At 44.1% G+C, this 21,930-nt stretch carries 19 protein-coding genes; 10 read left to right on the top strand and 9 right to left on the bottom strand.

Annotated features, from left to right (window positions below):
• Positions 1 to 169 precede the first annotated feature (169 nt).
• The 4 genes from R7M92_RS06860 to R7M92_RS06845 form a co-directional block, all read right to left on the bottom strand.
• The gene (locus R7M92_RS06860; RefSeq protein ID WP_318132975.1) at positions 170 to 1,294 is read right to left on the bottom strand and encodes a lipocalin-like domain-containing protein; all 1,125 of its coding nucleotides are present in this window, start codon (positions 1,292 to 1,294) and stop codon (positions 170 to 172) included.
• On the bottom strand, positions 1,294 to 3,747 hold the full coding sequence (locus R7M92_RS06855) for an ABC transporter permease (protein WP_005378038.1): 2,454 nt from the start codon (positions 3,745 to 3,747) through the stop codon (positions 1,294 to 1,296). The genes R7M92_RS06860 and R7M92_RS06855 overlap by 1 nt, the downstream gene beginning before the upstream one ends.
• Positions 3,728 to 4,399: an ABC transporter ATP-binding protein gene (locus tag R7M92_RS06850; protein WP_005378040.1), complete on the bottom strand. Its 672-nt coding sequence runs from the start codon at positions 4,397 to 4,399 to the stop codon at positions 3,728 to 3,730. The genes R7M92_RS06855 and R7M92_RS06850 overlap by 20 nt, the downstream gene beginning before the upstream one ends.
• A gap of 187 nt (positions 4,400 to 4,586) precedes the next feature.
• A complete protein-coding gene (locus R7M92_RS06845; RefSeq protein WP_172563313.1) occupies positions 4,587 to 5,963 on the bottom strand; it encodes an MATE family efflux transporter in 1,377 nt (458 codons plus the stop codon).
• A 94-nt stretch (positions 5,964 to 6,057) separates the two neighbouring features.
• Here R7M92_RS06845 and R7M92_RS06840 point away from each other — a divergent pair, with 94 nt between their 5' ends.
• Complete coding sequence (locus R7M92_RS06840) at positions 6,058 to 7,509, top strand: DUF2867 domain-containing protein (protein ID WP_065274393.1); 1,452 nt, start codon at positions 6,058 to 6,060, stop codon at positions 7,507 to 7,509.
• A 30-nt stretch (positions 7,510 to 7,539) separates the two neighbouring features.
• Here R7M92_RS06840 and R7M92_RS06835 read toward each other — a convergent pair whose 3' ends face one another.
• The 3 genes from R7M92_RS06835 to rsuA all read right to left on the bottom strand — a co-directional run bounded on the left by R7M92_RS06835 (position 7,540) and on the right by rsuA (position 10,543).
• Complete coding sequence (locus tag R7M92_RS06835) at positions 7,540 to 8,202, bottom strand: DUF2913 family protein (protein WP_017820847.1); 663 nt, start codon at positions 8,200 to 8,202, stop codon at positions 7,540 to 7,542.
• A complete protein-coding gene (locus R7M92_RS06830) occupies positions 8,202 to 9,404 on the bottom strand; it encodes a Bcr/CflA family multidrug efflux MFS transporter (RefSeq protein ID WP_017820848.1) in 1,203 nt (400 codons plus the stop codon). The genes R7M92_RS06835 and R7M92_RS06830 overlap by 1 nt, the downstream gene beginning before the upstream one ends.
• Positions 9,405 to 9,841: 437 nt before the next feature.
• A complete protein-coding gene (rsuA, locus tag R7M92_RS06825) occupies positions 9,842 to 10,543 on the bottom strand; it encodes a 16S rRNA pseudouridine(516) synthase RsuA (protein ID WP_064368069.1) in 702 nt (233 codons plus the stop codon).
• Positions 10,544 to 10,664: 121 nt separating this feature from the next.
• Here rsuA and R7M92_RS06820 point away from each other — a divergent pair, with 121 nt between their 5' ends.
• The 5 genes from R7M92_RS06820 (at position 10,665) to rplY (ending at position 15,575) form a co-directional block, all read left to right on the top strand.
• Positions 10,665 to 12,416: a DEAD/DEAH box helicase gene (locus tag R7M92_RS06820; RefSeq protein WP_065274390.1), complete on the top strand. Its 1,752-nt coding sequence runs from the start codon at positions 10,665 to 10,667 to the stop codon at positions 12,414 to 12,416.
• A 155-nt stretch (positions 12,417 to 12,571) separates the two neighbouring features.
• Positions 12,572 to 12,937, top strand: a complete 366-nt coding sequence (locus tag R7M92_RS06815) for a PepSY domain-containing protein (RefSeq protein ID WP_372036143.1) — start codon at positions 12,572 to 12,574, stop codon at positions 12,935 to 12,937.
• Positions 12,938 to 13,013: 76 nt separating this feature from the next.
• Positions 13,014 to 13,673, top strand: a complete 660-nt coding sequence (locus R7M92_RS06810) for a response regulator transcription factor (RefSeq protein WP_005378073.1) — start codon at positions 13,014 to 13,016, stop codon at positions 13,671 to 13,673.
• Positions 13,663 to 15,012: an ATP-binding protein gene (locus R7M92_RS06805; RefSeq protein ID WP_258657255.1), complete on the top strand. Its 1,350-nt coding sequence runs from the start codon at positions 13,663 to 13,665 to the stop codon at positions 15,010 to 15,012. The genes R7M92_RS06810 and R7M92_RS06805 overlap by 11 nt, the downstream gene beginning before the upstream one ends.
• A 284-nt stretch (positions 15,013 to 15,296) precedes the next feature.
• Positions 15,297 to 15,575 carry a 50S ribosomal protein L25 gene (gene rplY, locus R7M92_RS06800; protein WP_005378066.1) on the top strand — a complete coding sequence of 93 codons (279 nt, stop codon included), beginning with the start codon at positions 15,297 to 15,299 and terminating at the stop codon, positions 15,573 to 15,575.
• A 147-nt stretch (positions 15,576 to 15,722) separates the two neighbouring features.
• On the opposite strand, the gene R7M92_RS06795 is transcribed toward rplY, so the two are convergent.
• Positions 15,723 to 16,238 (bottom strand): GNAT family N-acetyltransferase, encoded by a 516-nt coding sequence (locus R7M92_RS06795; protein WP_017634886.1) that lies wholly within the window; start codon positions 16,236 to 16,238, stop codon positions 15,723 to 15,725.
• A 752-nt stretch (positions 16,239 to 16,990) separates the two neighbouring features.
• Between R7M92_RS06795 and ushA the strand changes: the two genes are divergently transcribed.
• Both ushA and R7M92_RS06785 read left to right on the top strand, forming a co-directional pair.
• The gene (ushA, locus tag R7M92_RS06790) at positions 16,991 to 18,679 is read left to right on the top strand and encodes a bifunctional UDP-sugar hydrolase/5'-nucleotidase UshA (protein ID WP_005378064.1); all 1,689 of its coding nucleotides are present in this window, start codon (positions 16,991 to 16,993) and stop codon (positions 18,677 to 18,679) included.
• Between the two features lie 415 nt (positions 18,680 to 19,094).
• Positions 19,095 to 19,316, top strand: a complete 222-nt coding sequence (locus R7M92_RS06785; protein WP_005386686.1) for a hypothetical protein — start codon at positions 19,095 to 19,097, stop codon at positions 19,314 to 19,316.
• Positions 19,317 to 19,451: 135 nt separating this feature from the next.
• Here R7M92_RS06785 and R7M92_RS06780 read toward each other — a convergent pair whose 3' ends face one another.
• Positions 19,452 to 19,700, bottom strand: coding sequence for a DUF1289 domain-containing protein (locus tag R7M92_RS06780; protein WP_205460902.1), 249 nt, complete (start codon positions 19,698 to 19,700; stop codon positions 19,452 to 19,454).
• A gap of 184 nt (positions 19,701 to 19,884) precedes the next feature.
• On the opposite strand from R7M92_RS06780, the gene R7M92_RS06775 reads away from it, so the two are divergent.
• Both R7M92_RS06775 and R7M92_RS06770 read left to right on the top strand, forming a co-directional pair.
• Positions 19,885 to 20,331: an META domain-containing protein gene (locus R7M92_RS06775; RefSeq protein WP_065274387.1), complete on the top strand. Its 447-nt coding sequence runs from the start codon at positions 19,885 to 19,887 to the stop codon at positions 20,329 to 20,331.
• 435 nt (positions 20,332 to 20,766) lie between these two features.
• Positions 20,767 to 21,927, top strand: a complete 1,161-nt coding sequence (locus tag R7M92_RS06770; RefSeq protein ID WP_042522009.1) for an ABC transporter substrate-binding protein — start codon at positions 20,767 to 20,769, stop codon at positions 21,925 to 21,927.
• Positions 21,928 to 21,930 lie beyond the last annotated feature (3 nt).

The raw sequence follows: 21,930 nt of genomic DNA, 5'->3' as shown, positions 1-21,930 counted from the left end.
TTTTGATCGGAGATCGTATTTGTACTTGTCGCACCAAATATTTATCAAGATGATGAGAAAATCAGCATAACACGGCTTGTACCATCATGATAACCCCGTACTTTTGAGAAAAAGCTAGGAAGCTTCGCGCACCAAAAAACCACCCGTAGGGGGTGGTTTTCTTCACAACTCAATAGCCTGTCAGCTGCATAAAGCCCCAAGCCTCATTGGAGCCGGAAGCTAAAGTAGGCCCTTCCCAGTAAGGTATTACAAAGGGTAGCCACATATCTGACTTGATAATGCGGGTAGTCAAATTAATTTGATGCTTCGGAATATTGATAATCCACTGCAAAGGTAACCTTCTTCCATTGGATAAACTGGTCACTTGCATTGGTTTAATACTGATATCATCGTCTGAGAGGTTGATGACTTTACCTGAGCGTGTCGACAACGTGCCAAATACGTGCGGTGTTTGCCCATGGTGACGATAACGGCTAACAGTTAATGCTCGACCATCATCTAAATTGAAAACAAACCAATCCCAGCCTTGTTGCCCCTCACCAATTAAGCCGCTGCCCCATTCTTTTTGCGCCCATGCAGAACCCGTCACTGAGAATCGCTTACCATTTAAGCTTAAGCTGCCTTTTACTTTTAAAAATGGAGCACTGAAGCTAAAAGAAGCAACAGATTGCAACGCATGTTTAACTTGGAAGCCTTTGTCTCCATTCACCACAAAGGGGCCGCTTGTCATGGTATTGAGCTCAAGTCCAAACGTATCAGTATTCACATTCAAGTTGCCCGGGAAAGGCGTCGCACCGAGTGATCGCCAAGTCCAATTATCAATCCATAACCTGAAAGGACGATTGATCATACCAGCTTGGCCTATCCCACCTCTAGCTACCCGTTGCTCTTTCCATACATGCGAGCCATGACTGACGACAACATGTGAAATGTACAATTGAGGGTTCTGCCAACCGCTGGTTTCTCGCTCGTCCGTCGCAACCCTGAAATAGCTCCATTGAACATTGTAGATCTTGCCTTGCTCATCTTTTAGCTTCGCAAAGTAGTGCCACCATTCATGCTGATACTCGGGATGAAAGCGAAAGTCTGAGGGTAAAGAGACATGCTCATTAGGTAGTACAGGCTCGAAAATCGTTTGATTTTCAAGCGTTAAGATAGAATCAAGTTCGCTTTCTCGTGTTGCTGTCGCCTCTAACCAAAAAGTTGAGTAAAAAGCAGCCCCAGTCAGAAAAGCGAACGTAACAACAATGAGCGTTGAAACCAACAAGCGTTTTTTAGAGCCCATTTTTTTCATTACAACGCGTCCCTTAATGACTTCATCGGTGTACTTTTGATCATTCTAATAACTGGCAATGCGCCAGCAACCATGATGGCAAGCATCGCCCAAGCAATGGTTTGAGCATACTCCCATGGAATCGTTTGAAGCTCTAGAGACCAGCCAAATGATTGCTTAATGATAATATCAACGATCAAATGTGCGAGCGCCAAGCCGAGCGGCACTGCAATAATCGCAGAAATGGCTCCGAAGACGAATAGCTGCAAACCACCTAATACGACAAGTTCTTTTCCGGACACACCCATGCACCTTAATAAGGAAAAATGCCGCTGCCGTGAAAGTTCTCCTGCCAACGTCGCAAAGAATAAACCAAACACGGCAATAATCAGCGTGATATTGCCCAAGGTTCCTGCTATAGCAAAGGTATGATCAAACACTCTCATTGCTTGGCTATAAATATTACCGTTATCAAACACACGATCTTGCGGAAGACGGAATACATTCTCTAAGCGATTTTTCAGCCCTTCTCCATTGACGTTATCTTTTAATACTACGCCAAGACCAACATTACCCGTACCTGCAAATGCATACAGCCAATTCCGGTGCGACATCATCACCTGGTTATATGGGTTTCCATAATCGTAGTAAACGCCTACGACTTGCCAATCACCACCAAGCGGTTCTTGCAAGTTAATGAAATCGCCAGGGCGGATATCCAGCTTCAAGGCCATCGACTCACTGACCATTAAGCTCTTGGTAGCGTGCAGTTGATACCAGTAATTTGGGACACCTAACTTGACGGTAAGTGAGTCTAACTCACCTTCAGAAGAGCCCGTACTCACAACTTGCAGAGCACCATGCTCGGTCGGCATATCTTTTTCCCAGCGCCACCAAACCGAGTTCACCTCTGGCTGATTCTGGAGCCATGCGCTCATCCTAGCGGCTGAATTGTTGGTCGGATAGATGTACACATCAGCCGCTAATCGCTGATTTAGCCACTTATCGGTTGTATCTCGAAAGCTTCCGACCATTGTTTCTACACCAATGTTTGCCGCCAGCGCTAACATAAACGCCATCGTAGCCACACCGCGATAGCTCATGCTGGCTGCTGCATCAGCAAAAAACCAACGGACACGAACCCATCGCATGGTATAAGAAAAACTTTGGAACATATGCCACATAATAAATGGCATAAACAACGCCACACTAACCAACATCAGCGCAATAATAGCAAAACCGGTTTCTTGTGTTTTCGGCGCCTGATATACCGCTATTGCAGCGACACAAAACGCACATGCCGCAAGCGCCTGCCAAGAGAACTCTCTTCCAGCAAATCGCATTAGCGACAGTCGAGAAGAAAGGCGGATTGGTTGTGACTTCAGCAAACGGATTAATGGCCACAGACACGATATCAACGCACCCATCGCTGCCATGATTAGACTGTATAAGCTAGATTGCCATGACCATCCTATGGTTAAGCCTACGTTGGCATCATACAAATCACTCAGGCTCGAAGACACTGCTGGGATAAGTTCATTCGCTAAGATCAAGCCAAAAAAGTTACCACACGCCCACGCAATAAAGACGAGCAAAGACAACTCTAGCAATAAGGCTTGCGCTAACTGTGTTCCGTTAACACCAGTCTGTCTCAAAATACCTACCAAACGTTGTCGCTGGATGAAAGACAGAGACATCGCTTGATAAAAAATAAACAACCCGACCAAAAACGACAGCATTCCCATCGCGGTGAGATTCATATGGAATGCGTTAGTTAGCGACTCAAGCTCTGTACGCGTATTCCTAACGAGCGTCATTCCGTTTGGCAGCATGTTTTTCAGTGCTATTAGCTTTTCCTCTGGCATTTCACCACAAGAAATCGCAGACAAACCTGAGCTCCGCTTGAGCATACGCAACAACGATATATCAGTAACCAGCCGAGTACCCGAAAGCATCTTGTCCTTATCTACTTGAATAGGCCCAAGACGGCTTCCGTCATTCATCTCAATGAAGTCCCCATCCTGCCAACTCATGTAAGCGGCCAAATCTTGACTAACAAGAATAGGATAAGGAGGCTTCATTAGTGATAAAACAGGCATCTCACCTAGCGATTTTCCTTGTTGTAGTGGGATCATCGCGACAGGATCTATCCCCACCAACATCAGGCTCATATCGGTCTTGGCATCTAGATGAAGCACGTCAAACGGTGCACATTGGTTGAACCCAGCTCGACGTAACTGAATATAGAAACCTTGAGGAATTTTATTGGCAGAGTGCTTCGTTCGGATTCGGTATGGCAAAGGATTGGAGAAAAGCTTTTCCCCAGTAGCATAACTTTGTTTTGCATGCTGGTTGATAGAAGTAACACCAACAAGGAGGGACACGCCTAAAGTTAATCCCAGCCAGACAAGAATAATTTGTAGAGGGTAACGACGGTAATGACCGAGTAGTGCCTTAACTACGGGCCATAACATGTAGCTGCCCTCCTTGAAGTCGAATCTTTCCTTCCATATGGGCGGCCACTTTTTCACTGTGCGTCACTAACAGCAAAGTACACTCCAGTTGGCGAGCGAGGCTCGTTAGTAAGCGCATTACTGCTTCTGCGTTTCGCTCGTCTAGGCTACCAGTTGGCTCATCAGCAAGCAGGATTTTTGGCTCCATATAGAGTGCACGAGCAATCGCCGCACGTTGTTGCTGACCACCAGACGCCTCTTCCGGATAACGTCCTAGCAATGGCATTAAGTCCAAAGCAGAAAGAATTTGACGCCACAACTCTTTATCTTCCGGCAGACCTTTTAACTGACGACAAAAACGAATATTGTCGGCAATATTAAGTGTAGGAAGCAGGTTGAATTGTTGGAAGATATTCCCAATATTGTTACGGCGATAAAGGGTTCTTAAATGCTCCGGTGCTTCATGCATAGCAAAATTTGGAAACTGCACTTCACCAGAGTCGGCAGTATCTAATCCGGCGATTAAATTCAGCAGAGTACTTTTACCCGAACCACTTTCTCCCATCAGAGCAACTTGGTCGCCTTGCTGCAATGTTAATTCTGCCCCTTGTAATACAGGGTGAAACTCTCCCCCGTCTACATAGCCTTTACATAGGTCTGACAGTTTTAACATTGATTATGCCGCTCGGATGGTGTTTAAAAATTGGGATCAGAATCTACACTAAAATCCTGTTAGTAGAAAGTATTTTGAATGCTTGATCACACTATGGAAGTACAAATGCAACTCGATTCACTTTCTGTTGCTAATTTTGTTGACGTTTTGAGCAGATTTTTGCAGCCAAAATAAACTCTGTTCCTCCTTACTGGCCAATCAGGTTTTTCATCCATTTTCGGCTAACCATTCTTGGCAAGCAAATCACCCACTTCACAACTTCTTCTGTCAAAAAGAGTAAGTAAACCCATTGTGGGTCCCAATTGAGATAAATCGCTGCAAATGCTGCGAGTGGAATCCCGATCACCCACTGCGCCAAGATGTCTTGATACAAACAAAACTTAACATCACCGCCCGCACGTAATACACCAACAATCGCCATCATCGGCACCGAGCGTAGCACGACACCCAACGCTAGAATCACCATAAACTGTTCAGCTAGCTCGCGAGTGTCCGTTGTCAGTGCACTAAACGCATTAAGGATCCATTGATTTGACACTATCAACAAGACGGCGACCACAAATGCGATAAGCACATTCAAAATGACCGTAGCCCATGCTTGATAATAAACGGGTTCAAAATTACGAGCGCCGAGCTGGTTCCCGACTAGAACTGCAGCCGCATTCGATAAACCAATCATCATCGCCAATGCGATCGACTCAACAGGTGTCATTACGGAAAGTGCCGCCAAACCTTGTACACCTGCTTGCCCCATGATGGCGTGATAAGCAAACAGCCCACCAGCCCACGCCAAGAAGTTAAATGTGGTGGGCAAAGAGAGGCTCAAGAAACGCGTAATTTTATCTAAGACCAATCCTGCGCGTATATCATCCCAACCAAATGCGATTATGTGCTTTTTCAACCATAGATAACCAAACAAGCAACCTACTTCGATCGCGCCACTGATTACCGTTGCGATCGCTGCTCCCGTAATACCCAGAGCAGGAAAGCCTAATTGACCAAAAATTAAAACCCAGTTAAGAAACACATTAGATAAAATGCCTATACCACTAAAAAAAGTGCTTAGGCCTGGTTGGTGCATCGCCCTTAGGCCCACCGACATACTGGCCACACATGCAACAGCAAACATGCTAACCGACGAAATAATGAGATAGCTGGCCCCTAGCTCAATCACTTCTTGTGAATCGGTAGTCAAGCTCATGATGAGTTGTGGAAAAACAACAAACAAAGCAACAGCAATCGCAGCAAACATCATTGCGATCATCCATGTTAAAGCGGTACTGCGACGCACCCCAACTTTATCGCCAGCCCCCCAATATTGAGCGGTTAACAACGCACCGCCCGTTGTCACCCCAACTAACATGATGGTGGTGACGAAAGTCGCGCGCGCAGCAACTCCAACAGCGGCAATTTCAGCTTCACCAAGTTGACCAAGCATAAGAACATCGACGAGGCTTCTGCTAGAAAACATCATGCTTTGCAGTGTAATTGGTAACGCGATTGCAAATAAACGACGTAAGAATGCTTTATCTGCGTGTATTGAGAGTTGAGAAAGAAAAGTCACAAGCGCTCCAACGACAACTTATTGATAGAATGGGGAAAGTGTCTCATGATTATACTCTGTGGTGTTTATTCCACCAACGATAAAAGGACAGATAATGAAAAAGGTGTTGGTGCTAGGCGCCTCGGGTTACATTGGCTCTCAACTTCTTCCGTTACTTTTAGATAAAGGTTACGCCGTCACAGCAGCGGCGCGACATATTGATTATTTAGAGTCAAGAACTCAGCCTCACCCTAATTTAACGTTAAGGTATCTCGACTTGGCTGACGCAGAGACCACGAAGGCTGTAGTGAACGATTTTGATTTAGTCTTTTTTCTCGTGCACGGGATGGCTCAAGGTGATGACTTTGTTGAGTACGAACTAAACCTTGCTTTGAACTTCAAATATGCGTTGGAACAAAGCTCCGTCGAGCATGTTATCTATTTGAGCGCTATTCAACCTCAAACCGGAAACTCTCGCCATTTAGCCGCTCGTAAAGCCACGGGAAAAATAATTCGACAGTCTGGTATTCCAGTAACTGAATTGCGTGCAGGCGTTATCATCGGCCCCGGCTCTGCTGCTTTCGAAATCATGCGTGACTTTGTCTACAACTTACCTATTTTGATCGCGCCTAAATGGGTCGACTCAAAAGCGAACCCTATTGCCTTGCCCAATCTCAACCACTATTTGTTGAAGTTAGCAGAAGCCCCCTCTCCAGAAGAAAGTCAAATTTATGAAGTTGGTGGGCCAGATACACTTAGCTACCGCGAACAGTTCAAAGTCATTTGCCGAATCACGAACAAGCCGTATCGACTGTGGTCGACCCCGCTACTTACTCCGAAAATGGCATCGTACTGGCTAGGTTTAGTTACCTCAGTGCCAACTAGTATCGGTAAAGCATTACTTGCGGGCTTAGAGCACGACTACATTGCAAACTCCAAAGCGATTGAAGAACGATTTCCTCAAACGCTGATCAGCTACGAGCAAGCGGTAACTGATACCATTCAAGATGAAGGCACATTTGTACGCAGTAATGTCTGGGGGTTTGAACCCGCAGCGCTTCGTCGATGGCAACCAGGATATGGCTATTACCCAAAACAAGCTGGAGCGAGCATTAAAACTCATGCCTCCGCTGCGGCATTATGGAAAGTGGCGCAAAAGATCGGGAGTCGCGAAAAAGGCTATTACTTTGCCAACATCTTGTGGCGTACACGTGAATGGCTCGATATCTTTTTTGGTGGCGGAAAACCGATTCGCGTTTCTCCTCCTGGACCAGAGCTTAAAGTCGGTGATTTTATTGACTCTTGGAAAGTGATTCGCTGCGATAATAATCAGTTTCTTTCACTGTTTTTTGGTATGAAAGGCCCAGGCCTTGGGCGTTTAGAAATTACCATCAAAGATCTCGGTGACGAACGAGAGCTGGATATTACCGCCTGGTGGCACCCGCAAGGGTTTCTTGGGCTGCTTTATTGGTTTGCAATGATGCCAGCCCATCTTTTCATATTTAAAGGCATGGTCAAAGCCATCGCGAAAGAAGCAAACCGTTTAGAAAACAAAAAGCCCCAATAACAGGGGCTTCTAAACACTCAAAATGTCACTTTAGTCAGCTTTGAACGAGAGTGGAATTTCGGCTAACTGGTTGCCTTCGTTTGCTGGAAAAATAAGGTACTCGCCATGGTATTTCACCATCGATTTGTAGTCTGTTACCTTATGAACCATAAAGCCCGCTTGCGCTGCTTTCTCAACAAACTCAGCATGATTGCCACGCACAAACCAACTCATTGGCTTTACGAGCAACTCGCCATCAAAACAGCTTTCGCATTGGTCTGCACATAACGCTAAAGAGTTTTGACCTTCAGTGAAGATTTGTACTTTGCCGCACCCAATCAGTTGCTCAGATGTTGAGACTTCCCAGCCTGCTTGCTCCATCAAATCAAGAAAAGACTCAATATCTGAATCTTTGAACACTTTGGAGTCTTCACCTTCAGGGAAGAATTGCGCATAAAAAGAAGAAATACGTTTAAAGATAAACAACAAACCAGCATCGTTCCCCTTTGAGCGACCTGCTTTTTGCCAACGCGTTAAGTCATCGCCTACCGTACGTCCGAAACGTTGTGATTTTAGCGCCTTTGTTACCCAACGCACTAAATAATGGTTATTCGCAACAGGGGCATTGGCTAACTTACCTGAGCGATGCTCTTGATCTAACTCTTCAAGTGCTGAGTTAACCAAGTTTTGAATTTCTTTGGTGTAATTCGACATTACGCCTTTCTTCCTAAAGTCCAATAAAACAGTGCTGAAAGCACAGAACAAGCAAACATTACGATGATCATCGGCCAAGCAACATTCCCGGGCAGTGATGCCACCAGCGCACCAACCAATGAACCGATACCGAATCTTAATGTCCCCGCTAGAGACGACGCCGTACCCGCCATTGATGGGTAACCACTTAAAAGCAGCGCCATCGCGTTACTACCTATCGTCGACAATGTACCGATAAACAGCACAACAAAAGGTACAATGCCCCATAATCCGAAGTCCATTAACCAACTTACGAATAAACCAATCCCCGCCAAAAGTTGCACGAACAACCCAAAACGAAGCATGGCATGGGAACCAACTTTCTTCACCAAGCGACCATTAATACTGGTCATGATGATCATCGCCACAATGTTCAAACCAAATAGGTAACCAAAGTGGTCTGGTCGAACACCATATAAATCAATATAAACAAAAGAACCCGCCGTCAAAAATGCAAACATTCCGGAAAATGAAAACGCACCTGAGAGCATCAAACCGATCGCTTCAGGATTGGAGCATAATCTGGCGTAGTTTCTCAGCGTCGTGCGGAAACGAAGAGGCTGACGATTTTCAGGCTGTAACGTTTCAGGGATTTTCCAAAGTACGAGAAAAATCACAACTACAGCGAAAATAGCTAGTACCCAAAAAATGGAACGCCAACCAAACCAAATCGCGAGATGGCCACCGATCATCGGTGCCACCAACGGCGCAATAGTAATGACCAGAGTAACGAAGGACATTGCGCGTGCAAAGTCTTCACGGTCAAACATGTCACGCACGACAGCTTGGATAATGACCGCCGCTGCCGCGCCAGCAAAACCTTGTGCCGTACGTACATAGGTCAGCGCATCAATGCCATTTGTTGTCGCACTCACAACAGCAGCCAAGCCGAAGAAAAGTACGCCTAAAATCAACACAGGTCTGCGACCAAAGCTATCGGCAAGCGGCCCGTGAATTAACTGGCCGATCGCAAAACCCGCCGTATAAGCCGTCAACGTAATCTGAACCGCGCCAGGCGCGACCCCCAAATCTTTCGCAATTGTCGGCATCGCAGGCAAATACATATCGATCGCCAAAGGCGTCAAAGCACCAATCGCTCCTAGTACCAGAAACAATAGAAAACTGATTTGGGATTGCGGAGCACTTTGAGCTTTTTCTGTCATTCTTTTACCTCTTGTTGGAGCCCTACCGTCAATACTTGCAGAACAAAGTGAAAATAACGGACAGTTCTCATATCGCTGAATGTAGAAGCCAAAAACCTGTTCTATCCAACGTTCGAGAATCATAAGGACAAATATGTACCAAGGTGTGACCTTGACGAACTCGACATAGAAAAGCATGTGAAAGCGAAATGTGTTTATGGGAAACAAACACAATGCAGTAAAAATGATGGCGTTGACACCATCATTCCATTCACCGTAGCCGAAGGCTTTGCAATAAGAGTATGCATGCCTCAGCTAAATGCAAAGGCATATCACTGAGATGAGTAAGCACACCGGAATTGTCTAGGCACTAATTTTGGTAGGAAAATTTATTTTGAGCCAATTCCTACCAAAAGACTAGTTCCTATTAGGAACTAAAGAATTTCCCATGCCGACAATTAATTCCAAATAGAATCAATTTCTTCTTGCGTGAGGTAGCGATAATCACCTGGTTCTAGTGCCTCATCAAGTTCGATAGAACCAATACGCTCACGATGTAAGTACTCAACTTTATTTCCTAACGCCGCGAACATACGTTTCACTTGGTGATACTTACCTTCCACGATAGTTAACAATACTTCATTCTCGGCCTCGTTCACGATTTCCAAACGAGCAGGCAATGTTGCTTCTGATTCATTGCGCAAAATGATGCCTTGTTCGAGCTTTTCCGCGTAATCTGGCTGAATAGCATCGACGAGCCAAACACGGTACGTTTTCTCACACTTATGCTTAGGTGAGGTAATACGGTGAGACCACTTACCATCATCCGTAATCAACACTAAACCAGTTGTGTCGACATCTAATCGGCCCGCAAAGTGAAGGTTTTCAATTTTAGGCTCATCAAGCAATGCGAATGCAGTTTGGTTGTAGCCATCTTCATGTGAACAAACAAAGTCAGCAGGCTTATACAACATAATGTAACGAGGACCAGGAGCACCAATAACACGGTCTTCCCACATCACTTCCGCACCTTCAGGTACTTTAAGTGCACCACTTTTTTGAACCTCACCGTCTACGGTGATGTCTCCACTTTTGATGATCTTTGTTGCCTGTTTGCGTGTTGCACCCAGAGCGTCACACAAATATTTATCTAAACGCATGAATACCTCATTGAATTATACCCAAGTGATCTCTAAATCTCGGTTTAAAGGTCACTTGGGTATAAAAGTCAGGTATTATAGCGTTCCTCGTTCGAATAGTTGAGCAATTTCACATATTTTCATGTACACACTTCGTCCTTATCAAGCCGACTCGGTTAAAGCCGTTATTCATTACTTTCGTAAACACTCGACACCAGCAGTGATCGTGCTGCCAACCGGTGCAGGAAAAAGCTTGGTGATCGCAGAACTTGCTCGCCTTGCAAAAGGACGAGTGTTAGTCCTCGCCCACGTAAAAGAACTGGTCGAGCAAAACCACGCGAAGTATGAAGGTTATGGTTTAAAAGGTTCTATCTTCTCAGCAGGATTGGGACGAAAAGAAACTGACCAGCAAGTCGTGTTTGCTTCGGTTCAATCGGTCGTACGTAACTTAGATTCGTTCAAAAACCAGTTTTCTCTGCTCGTTATTGATGAGTGCCATCGTGTGCCAGATGACAAAAACAGCAGCTACCAAAAAGTTATTACTCACTTACGAGAACTGAACCCTGGCATTAAGGTGCTGGGACTAACTGCAACGCCCTATCGTTTAGGAATGGGCTGGATTTATCAGTATCACACCCGAGGTCAAGTGCGAACCGAAGAGCCTCGATTCTTCCGCGATTGTATTTTCGAACTGCCGATCCGTTACTTGCTCGACGAAAACTTCCTCACTCCAGCCCGCATGATGGATGCGCCCGTTTTGTCTTACGACTTCTCTCAGCTGAAGCCCGCTAACACCGGACGCTACAAAGAAGCAGAAATGGACATGGTGATCGATAAAGCCAAACGTGCGACTCCACAAATTGTTGAGCAAATCATGCAATATGCGAAAGAGCGTCAAGGTGTCATGATCTTCGCTGCAACTGTTCGACACGCACAGGAGATACACGGTTTATTGCCAGAAGGCGAAACTGAAATCGTCATTGGTGATACACCTACGCCGGAGCGCGATGCGATCATCCAAGCGTTCAAGAATCGTCAAATAAAATACTTAGTCAATGTTTCGGTACTGACAACCGGGTTTGATGCGCCGCATGTCGATTTAATCGCGATTTTGCGACCAACAGAGTCAGTCAGTCTGTACCAACAGATAGTAGGACGAGGATTACGCTTATCAGACGGAAAATCAGAATGTTTAGTGCTTGATTACGCAGGCAACAGCTACGATTTATACCAACCTGAAGTCGGTGATCCCAAACCAGACTCTGACAGTGAAATTATCACGATTCCTTGCCCGGCTTGCGGATTCAATAACAATTTCTGGGGTAAGTTGGATAGTAACGGTTTCTTGGTTGAACATTTTGGCAGACGTTGCCAAGGTTACTTTGAAGATGAAGACACAGGCGAACGTGAACACTGTGGCTACCGTTTTCGTGCCAAATACTGCGGTGAATGTGGTGCGGACAACGATATCGCTGCACGAATTTGTCATGAGTGTGACGCGACGCTCGTAGACCCAGATAAAAAGCTAAAAGAAGCCCTTAATCTCAAAGATGCATTAATCTTTGAATGCACAGAAATGGACCTATCTGTATTTAAGTCCAGTGATGGTAAATCTCAGCTAAAAGTGACGTATTCTGGTGAACCATACCAAGGCGAAGGCAATGCGTTAGTTCATGAGTTTTGGTCATTGAGTACCAAAAAACAAAAACAAACGTTTAAAGATCAGTTCGTACGCCCCCACTTAGCAGACAAGCATCGCCCTTTTGAAGAGGCTTCACCGACACGCGTTGTCGCTAATCAACATCGTTTCCGTTTGCCTCAGTTTGTTATTGCTAGAAAATCTGGTCGCTTTTGGAAGCTGCGAGATAAAATTTTTGAAGATGAGTTGAAATAACATCCACAACACATGGCAAAACTTAATTAGCTGATTCACTCTCGGTTCATCTATATCCGATATACTGCGGCTAACGCTCCAGAAAAGGTTTGACTATGTATAAAGCAACGACTTCTCTACATTCTGCGTTACTTTTCGGCCTTATTGCGACATTCATGTGTGCACCAAGTTTTGCCAAGCATGACAACGAGTACACATCACAAAATGGCCACGCCATCGTGCAAGATGTCGAAAAGCCAGGAACACGCATCGAGTTCGATGAAGATCAAGATGAGGTCTACCGCGCGGTTCAACAAGGATATATACGACCATTTTCGGAACTTTACGCCGCAGTAGAAAACGACCTATACGGCCGCATCATCAAGGTCGAGCTTGAAGAAGATGATGATGCTTGGGTGTATGAATTGAAAATTCTGTACAACAATAGCGTCCTGAAAGTTGAGTACGACGCCGCCACGCTGGAAATGCTTGAGATCAAAGGTCGCAGCTTTAACAAAGCGTTAAAGCCGCAAAACAACTAAACTTGTCTAATGCGTAATCCAGACGCGATGCGTAGCTTACTTCGATAAAAATCCAAACATAATAAGAATCATCAATATGAAAATACTTGTTGTTGAAGATGATCCTCGTTTAGGCGAGCAAATCATCGAAACATTAGAAAGTACCGGCTGGGTACCAGAATTGTCCCAAGATGGCATAGACGCTCTGTATCGCGCGACCTCGGAAGAATGGGACGCCATTGTTCTCGACCTCGGGTTGCCAAAACTGGATGGTCTTACCGTCCTAAAAGGCATCAGAGATGAAAACATTAATACTCCTGTCGTGATTTTAAGCGCTCGCGACACCCTAACGCAGCGAGTTGAAGGCTTAAACGCAGGTGCAGACGATTACCTAACTAAACCATTTGAAATGGTTGAGCTTATCGCTCGTATTCGTGCACAGCTTCGAAGAGCCTCTGGTAATGCCTCTCCTGTGATGCAAATTGGCGACTTGAGCTTGGATACACGCACTTCTAAAGTCATGTGGCAAGGGCAAGCGGTAAGCTTGACGGCGCTAGAGTATAAAGTGGTCGCTTACTTTATGCATAACCCGGAAAAAGTGATTTCTCGAACCGAACTCGTCGAGCACATTTACAAACAAGACTTTGATCGTGACTCCAACACAATCGAAGTTTTTATCGGCCGAATTCGCAAAAAAATCGCACCAAAGATCATCAAAACTGTCCGAGGGTTGGGATACCAATTAAATGCCGAATAGAAACAGGCTACCGTTGAACGCAATAAAACGACTGAGTATCAAAAGTCGCCTCGTTTTAGCGGCGATCGTTTGGTTAACGGCAATGATCCTCGCCGCTGGTGTGACGATACCGACGCAGGTCTACAACTATATGGTTGATGACACTCGCTCACAGCTCAGCATTTTTATGGATGAAGTCGCAGCACAGTTAGAAGTTGATAACACCGGGCATCTTTCACTCGCAGCTCAGCTATCAGACCCTCGATTTAACCGACCTTACAGTGGTTTGTATTGGAGTGCCTCTACAGAGGCAAGCCTCGAACGTTCTCGTTCTTTGTGGGACAAAAAAATCGAATACAAAGGTTTGGATAAAGATGCGTATGGAGCAAGAGGCGAAAAACTAATTACGCTAGAAAAAGCGCTGTATCTTCCTGATTACGATGGTCCTATTCACATTATTATTGGTATTGACGAAGAGCCCATTAAAAATACCCTTCAGACGTTAATCGGCCAACTTTGGCTTATTTTGGGTTTATTATTCGCGGGCGTGCTTACCGTCATTTTACTGCAAATTGCTTGGTCATTGAGTCCGCTTACAAAGCTACAAAAAGAATTAGCCGAGCTGAAGTCTGGTAATAAAAAGAGTCTAGAAGAAACCTACCCAAAAGAGATTTCTCCTCTAATCTTCGACCTCAACGCTCTGCTGTTCCATTACCAAGAATTACTAGAGAGAGCTCGCAATCATGCAGGTAACCTATCTCATGCACTTAAAACGCCACTTTCTGTTCTAAAAAATGAAGTTCAGACGTTAGAACCTGAGGCACAATCCCGTCTCCGAGCTCCAATCAATCAAATACAAGACCATATCGATTACCATTTGGGTCGTGCCCGTATGGCCGGATCGATGAACATATTATCAGTGAAGTCGAACCCAGCAGATCGTGTGGATGCTATCTCAATGGCGTTTGATAAAGTGTATGCGAGCCGAAGCATTACCTTAATTAATGAACTTGATTCAGAGCTGAATGTAGCAGTAGAGCAGACCGATCTCGATGAAATGCTAGGTAACTTGCTAGAAAATGGCTATAAGTGGGCCAACAGCATGATTCGTGTGCACTCCTCTCAGGATAAGGAAAATATACACATCATTATTGAAGATGATGGGCCAGGCATCCCTAAAGAGAAACTGAGTCAAGTAATCAAGAGAGGAGTTAGATTGGATGAAACAACCCCTGGCTCAGGTCTTGGTCTAAACATAGTCAGTGAAATGGCACACAGTTACCGAGGTCAATTAACATTGGATACAAGCGCTTTAGGTGGATTAAAAGCATCTTTAGTCTTACATCTCGGCCGAACATAAAGCATATAACACATAAACTTTGTTTTTCGGACCATGATCAGTAAACCGATGAAAATGAAGTCGATGTGAACAAAATCCAAGCAAAGCGTTAAAAGGGATAGCCTTCCACCCCGCTAAATCATACCTTTTTGTTGATTTGGATACGATTTGGGTTGCCCATTTATAAGTGGAATGATAGTATCCGCGCTCGCTTGAACAGTTCCTGTTTCAAGCTTTACCACGAACAACAAGGTCGCATTGTTGATTGTGAACATTTGATTTTTACTAATTTGAGAGTAAATACTATGAAATTCGAAGCAGTAGTACGTACTGAACTAGGTAAAGGTGCGAGCCGCCGCCTACGTCACGCTGGCAAATTCCCTGCAGTTGTATACGGCGGTGAAGAAGCAGCAGTAGCTATCGTTCTTAACCACGACGACATCGTAAACCAAATGGACAAGCCTGAATTCTACGAAGGCATCGTTCTAGTTATCGATGGCAAAGAAGTTAAAGTTAAGCCACAAGACGTTCAACGTCACGCGTTCAAGCCAAAAGTTGAACACATGGACTTCATCCGTATCTAATTCCCTACCAAGGAATTAATCGGATTAAATCCAAACCTTTTGCATAAAAGATAATCGGATTTACCAACCGAGACATCTACAAAATTTCAAAACCCCGGAGTCTTACCACCTCCGGGGTTTTACTATATTTGGCATATAGCATTTGATTTATGAACGGGCAATATACTTCACTAAAGTGAGATCGGTCAGCGTCATACTCTCAATCACTTCCGACTCTTCCTCTCCAGTACGCACAAAACCACACTTCTTGTAAAAGTTAAGCCCCTGTTGATTAGTATCCAGTGCTTTCAAACTGATCTGCATAACTGACGTAGAGAGCAAACGTGTCTCTAACTCATCTAACAGTGCACTTCCTGCTCCTTGCCCATAATGTAGCGGCGTAACGTAGCAACATGTCACTAATGCCGTTTTATCTTCGCTGGTGTGGTTAGGTAACTCGTAACTTAAAAAGCCAACAATTTCTCCTTGCCTCTCAACTACGATCAATTGGGCCAGTTGCTCCGTCATCACTCGCGCCCACATCCTTTCTCGACGCTCAATCGTAAACTGCTCTATGTAGCTCTTTGGCATTAATCCTTTATACGCCACCTGCCAAGAATCAACGTGTATCTTGGCGATTTGGGCTGCTTCCTTTTTGAGTGCGTCCCTTACTGTGTATCTCATAAGCATCCTTTATTAGCGTTCACCACTTACAAATTCTTTTAACCCTACCCTTTAAACCAAAGCTCAAAGATAACAGCTACAGTCGCAACGCTTTACATTAATCCATTTCATTTTCATTAATTAAATGATAGTTCACATCATAATATTCGAAGAAGAACGATCCATTATTTACTTTTCATTTTGACTCATTAGGTTGAATCTATTTGTTTAAACATTCGAGTGTCAAATGCGGAATAAGCACGATAAGGTATCGGATGAGGATAAATAAACGATGCTTAAAGCATAAGGTTTCTAAACGATCGCAATTATAGTAAAGAGATAAATACAATTTTTGATAGAGTTTGGCAGAATAAAGCCATGATCAAATGAGTTTAAGCTCTGTGCTGTTCATTATGCATACAAACCGCCACCCCTCATCATCAGAGCGAAAATTTATAACGATTTGTGTCATACCTATTAGGAAAAACATAAACTTGGCAAAATAATCACCAAAATCAGCGTAATACTTCGCAAAAATGCGCATTGATTCACACAAACAACACACATTCAATTAACTACCTCACAAAAAATAGAGCTAGCTATATAAAATAAATACTAAATACCAATTCTGTTTATTTATAGACGTAGTTTGCAGGCTTATTAATTCATTTCTCCGATAGAAGTATAAATAAGAGATAGATCACTAAAGTTTCACATTAATTCCGTATATTTCACGCCGTAACAATAACAAAATCACAAAGAAAGGATCCCTTATGAAGTTTTCCAAATCTCTTTTGGTAGTGGCAGTGGGCGCTGCGCTAGCAGGATGCGGCTCAGACAGCGACAATTCTCCAGTAACCTGCGAGACTGCAGATTCTTGTACCAAGTTCACCGTTCTCCACACTAACGATAACCATGGTCGCTTTTGGCATAACAGCGACGGCGAATACGGCATGGCTGCGCGTCACACTTTAATCGAATCTATCCGCGCAGAAGTCGAAGCAAAAGGCGGTGAAACCATTCTGCTATCTGGCGGTGATATTAATACCGGTGTACCAGAATCAGACATGCAAGATGCGGTTCCAGACTTCGTAGGGATGAACCTACTTGGTTACGATGCAATGGCTGTCGGTAACCACGAATTTGATAACTCACTAGATATTCTCGATATGCAAGCCGAGCTAGCTGACTTCCCTATGCTGGCTGCGAATATCTATAAAAAAGATACAAACGAGCGTTACTTCGACCCTTACAAAGTATTTACTATCAACGGCCTTAAGATCGCTGTTATTGGTCTAACAACGCAAGACACTGCGAAGCTAGTCAATCCAGACAACGTATCAAACATCCACTTCGAAGACCCTCAAGTAGAAATCAAAAAGGTACTGAAGGAAATCGAAGAGAACGAAAAGGTAGACCTAGTATTTGCAACGACGCACATGGGTCACTACGAAGATGGTAAAAACGGTAGTGAAGCACCAGGTGACGTGAAACTCGCTCGCTCTCTTGAAGAAGGACAGCTAAACGCTATCATCGGTGGTCACTCACAAAACCCTGTATGTATGGAACCAGGTACCAATGAGTATGCTGATTTTAAACCTGGGGATGATTGTGCCCCAGACCAACAAAAAGGCACTTGGATTATGCAAGCGCATGAGTGGGGTAAATATGTGGGTCGTGCTGACTTCGAATACTACGACGGCAAGCTTCACTTAGCGAACTACGCACTGATTCCTGTAAACCTTCTAGACGAAAACGATGAAGTTATCGGTGAACGAATTCAACAAGATGCAACAGTAAAAGCGTTACTACTGCCATACCAACAACAAGGTCAAGAGTTATTAGATGAGAAGATTTCTAATACGACGGGTAAGTTAGAAGGTGATCGTAACGTAGTTCGCTCTCAACAAACTAACCTAGGTCACCTACTCGGCGAGGCATACCGTACTTACAAAACGGTAAATGCTGACTTTGGTGTGATGAACTCTGGCGGCGTGCGTGATTCAATCCAAGATGGTGATATCACTTACCGTGACGTACTAACGGTTCAGCCATTTGGTAACTTCGTGACTAAAGCAACTATGACAGGTAAAGAAGTTAAAGAATACCTAGACGTGGTTGCGACGAAATCTGCAGGTTCTGGTGCTTACGCTCAACTAGATAACATCACTTTAGATGTAAATTGTGATGCTGGCTCAGTAACCATTACCGATATTAACAATAAAGGCTTCGATCTAGACGCAACGTACACATTCTCTGTAATCAGCTTCAGTGCTGCTGGTGGCGATAACTATCCAATCATCGATGTTCAATCTACACAGCTAACCGATGCATACGTTTTGCGCGAGTTCTTCGTAAACAACCCACAAATCTCTGCGGATAACTACAACAAGAACTTAGAGAACATCAAGTACTTCAGTAATGGCCAACCAGTAAAAGGTTGTCCTGCAACTGGTAGCTAATACTCAACACCTTACCCCTGGCGCTAAGAGCTTTTACAAGCAATTTCGTCAGGGCTTTCCTTAAAACCGAAGCTTTGTGCTTCGGTTTTTTATTTTCGATAAATTACTGAAAACTCTCCACCTTCACAATATGTTCAAAAATTGTTCATTTGTGTTATTGACGCCCCTGTGTTGGGCTTCTATGTTTGATAAGGTCTTTTAAATATGCAGGTTCATCGGCTAAATTTCGCGAAACATTTTTAATCGCATAGTCAATGATTCTGAGAAAGATGTGAATGGCGTTACAAACACTGCTCTCAAACAATTTGTCTTTGGACTTCAAACGATGGTGATGTGCCTCCACGCGCACACTAATGAGCAGCGATCTGGACGTCAATGTATTCAAACTGCTGCCATCGAGTTCTGGAGGTCAAAAATGAAACGAGCCAGCAATAGCTACAGACTCCAAATGATCAAAGAAGTAGTTACCCGTAGAGAGCGTGAAGCTTGTACGGATCCTATGGCGAGATATATTCATCAACTGATGGATGAACGCCCAACAAGTAAATTAGATGTTGAATTCAATCATCGATTTTCAGGAAATCACTTCGACGAACAAGCGGGAGGCTGGGTTAGCGACCGTTGGTCGATGAAATAACGCCAATTACCGCTCTGTAGGGAAAATGGATAGGAGATTCCCGGTTCTTAAAGGACACCTTGCCGGACCGGGAATATGTAAAAGCCTAATCAGAACCGAAAGCGAAGGCGTAACCCCACAGACTGAACAAGAGTTCTAGAATAAGTCTTGTTGAGGCGATGACTCATCTTGAAGCTGTTCTGACTTCGTCTTCCCTGCCAACATCTTTCTTCTGTACCTTTGACGACACAACTTAATAACGTGCAACTGCTGAGCGGGGGTTAAGTTAAGCCAATTAAACCTTTCCTCTCTCTTTCTCATACACCCCTTGCAATACCCTTTTTCATCGGAGGTACATACTCCAACACAAGGGCTTGGGACAGTAAAAAACTCCAGTTGCTCCATACTAAAACCGCTCTTTCCATATTAGGGCGTATTGGCCTAGTTTAAATAATGAGAAGATTAGTCAGCAACAAAACTTGCTATATACTTCGTTATGTCAAAAACATACGAAACCATAACCTTATGCTGACAAAAACAGTGTTTTATTACTTATACTTACCGCGTTTATAAAAACGGAGTCTATAAAATGAAGCTTAGCCTAAAAACGTTAGTTACAGCAATCTCTCTCCCTGTTCTTATGACTGCTTGTGCTAGCAACGGTGATAATGTGAAAGAAATAACGGCTCAAGATTTGCAGCACCACAACTGGGAACTTGTTCAAGTTGATGGCAAAAATATCGTTCTAGACGAACACCAAAAAGCGGCTCGCCTAGAAATCGGTGAAAATCTAACCGCAAACGGCAACGCAGGTTGTAACAACTTCTTCGGTCAAGCCGAGCTGAAAAACAACCAACTACGCATCGAAAAAATGGGCATGACCATGAAGATGTGTATGGAAGATCAAATGAAGATCGAAAACGCAATGACACAAACACTATCTAACTGGAGCGATATCACGCTAACTAAAGATGGTCTTGTTCTGAAAAGTGCCGATCACGAATTGACGTTTACACTACGTGACTGGGTAAACTAATCCCAACTAAGTAAACCAGATAGTATCTTAAAGCAGCCAAACGGCTGCTTTTTTTATATCGATGAATCGTTAGTCATGCATGCTAAAGTCATTTAAATAGCCAACTTTCTTTCTCTTTTCGCCCTCAATTCCATGCTTTAGACATCAATTTTGCTCTGTAAAACAACCTATTCATATCTCTGGGGACAATAATTTTCAATTACTTGAAAGAATATCCTCAAACAAACGGTCCGCTCCTAAAATGACACCAAATTTGTCCTTTATTCGTTTTGCTTCACATTGAGAGTAATTCTTTGAATCAATGAGTGATTCCGTTTGGGATTGGCATTGATAATAGAGAGAGATGAATTACTATCCTTGTAACAGAGCGGAACGACTTGCGAAAACATCAATAGAAACGAAAGCAAGCACCAAAAGACATAACACGGAATAGATATGAAAAAGCTACTCAGCAGCATTGGCATTTTAGCCACGACTTTTGCGACACCTTCTTTTGCCGATTCATCAGTGAATAGCGAATGGCAAAAAATCGAACAACAAGCCGACGGGCAATCCGTCTACTTTCATGCTTGGGGCGGAAGCCAAGAAATTAATCGCTACATACAGTGGGCGAGTAGAGAGCTAAAATCACGTTATAACGTGACGCTAAACCACGTTAAAGTGACGGATATTTCTGAGACCACTACTCGACTTATCGCAGAAAAAGCGGCAGGCAAAAACAGCGGTGGTAGTGTTGATATGGTTTGGATCAATGGCGAAAACTTCAAATCAATGAAGGATAACCAATTGCTATTTGGTCCTTTTGTCGAAGGTTTGCCAAGCTGGCAATATGTGGATAAATCTCTACCAATTGATGTGGACTTCTCCGAGCCAACAGAAGGTCTAGAAGCACCTTGGGGAGTAGGACAATTAGTGTTTATCCATGACGAGCAAACCCTCCATAACCCTCCAAAATCATTCGCAGAAATGCTGAGCTATGCAAAAGCGTTCCCGAATCGCCTGACTTACCCTCGACCACCAGAGTTTCATGGCACAAGCTTTATCAAAGCATTACTCATTGAACTGTCTAACAACGCCCCTGAGCTGCAACAACCAGTTACCGATGACACGTTTGAGCAAGTCACTCAACCGCTGTGGTCTTATCTAGATGAGTTCCATAAAGTCGCTTGGCGCGGTGGTAAGCAGTTTCCAGGCGGTACAGCAGAAACCCTTCAGCTACTAGATGATGGTCAGACTGACCTGGCGATTACCTTTAACCCGAACGCGGTTTTCTCTGCGCAGTCGAGCGGTAATCTTGCAGAGAGCACCAAAGCGTACGCAATGGACGCAGGAGCACTCTCAAATATCCACTTTTTAGCGATTCCTTGGAACGCAAATGCCAGTGCTGGTGCACAAGTTGCGATAAACTTTTTATTGAGCCCTGAAGCACAGTCTCGCAAAGGTAACCTAAACATCTGGGGCGACCCTTCGGTACTAAGCAACCAATATCTAACTGGTTCGGCCAAAAACACTCAACAATTCAAATCTATCGCTGAGCCACATCCAAGTTGGCAAGCGGCGTTAGAAAAAGAATGGTTGAAACGCTACGGGAATTAGTAA

The organism is Vibrio sp. Vb2880 (assembly GCF_033337975.1).
In the GTDB taxonomy this organism is placed as follows: Bacteria; Pseudomonadota; Gammaproteobacteria; order Enterobacterales; family Vibrionaceae; genus Vibrio; species Vibrio alginolyticus.
Note: the sequence above shows the minus strand (reverse complement) of the source record. Positions and strands in the feature narration are given on the sequence as shown.

Bases quoted from the DNA above. Each gene is read 5' to 3' on its own strand.
- R7M92_RS06820 (WP_065274390.1), top strand. From the start codon at position 10,665: ATGTACACACTTCGTCCTTATCAAGCCGACTCGGTTAAAGCCGTTATT.
- R7M92_RS06780 (WP_205460902.1), bottom strand. From the start codon at position 19,700: ATGGAGCAACTGGAGTTTTTTACTGTCCCAAGCCCTTGTGTTGGAGTA.
- rsuA (WP_064368069.1), bottom strand. From the start codon at position 10,543: ATGCGTTTAGATAAATATTTGTGTGACGCTCTGGGTGCAACACGCAAA.
- R7M92_RS06835 (WP_017820847.1), bottom strand. From the start codon at position 8,202: ATGTCGAATTACACCAAAGAAATTCAAAACTTGGTTAACTCAGCACTT.
- R7M92_RS06785 (WP_005386686.1), top strand. From the start codon at position 19,095: ATGAAACGAGCCAGCAATAGCTACAGACTCCAAATGATCAAAGAAGTA.
- R7M92_RS06850 (WP_005378040.1), bottom strand. From the start codon at position 4,399: ATGTTAAAACTGTCAGACCTATGTAAAGGCTATGTAGACGGGGGAGAG.
- R7M92_RS06830 (WP_017820848.1), bottom strand. From the start codon at position 9,404: ATGACAGAAAAAGCTCAAAGTGCTCCGCAATCCCAAATCAGTTTTCTA.
- R7M92_RS06775 (WP_065274387.1), top strand. From the start codon at position 19,885: ATGAAGCTTAGCCTAAAAACGTTAGTTACAGCAATCTCTCTCCCTGTT.
- R7M92_RS06770 (WP_042522009.1), top strand. From the start codon at position 20,767: ATGAAAAAGCTACTCAGCAGCATTGGCATTTTAGCCACGACTTTTGCG.
- R7M92_RS06815 (WP_372036143.1), top strand. From the start codon at position 12,572: ATGTGTGCACCAAGTTTTGCCAAGCATGACAACGAGTACACATCACAA.
- R7M92_RS06805 (WP_258657255.1), top strand. From the start codon at position 13,663: ATGCCGAATAGAAACAGGCTACCGTTGAACGCAATAAAACGACTGAGT.
- R7M92_RS06795 (WP_017634886.1), bottom strand. From the start codon at position 16,238: ATGAGATACACAGTAAGGGACGCACTCAAAAAGGAAGCAGCCCAAATC.
- R7M92_RS06860 (WP_318132975.1), bottom strand. From the start codon at position 1,294: ATGAAAAAAATGGGCTCTAAAAAACGCTTGTTGGTTTCAACGCTCATT.
- ushA (WP_005378064.1), top strand. From the start codon at position 16,991: ATGAAGTTTTCCAAATCTCTTTTGGTAGTGGCAGTGGGCGCTGCGCTA.
- R7M92_RS06855 (WP_005378038.1), bottom strand. From the start codon at position 3,747: ATGTTATGGCCCGTAGTTAAGGCACTACTCGGTCATTACCGTCGTTAC.
- rplY (WP_005378066.1), top strand. From the start codon at position 15,297: ATGAAATTCGAAGCAGTAGTACGTACTGAACTAGGTAAAGGTGCGAGC.
- R7M92_RS06810 (WP_005378073.1), top strand. From the start codon at position 13,014: ATGAAAATACTTGTTGTTGAAGATGATCCTCGTTTAGGCGAGCAAATC.
- R7M92_RS06840 (WP_065274393.1), top strand. From the start codon at position 6,058: ATGAAAAAGGTGTTGGTGCTAGGCGCCTCGGGTTACATTGGCTCTCAA.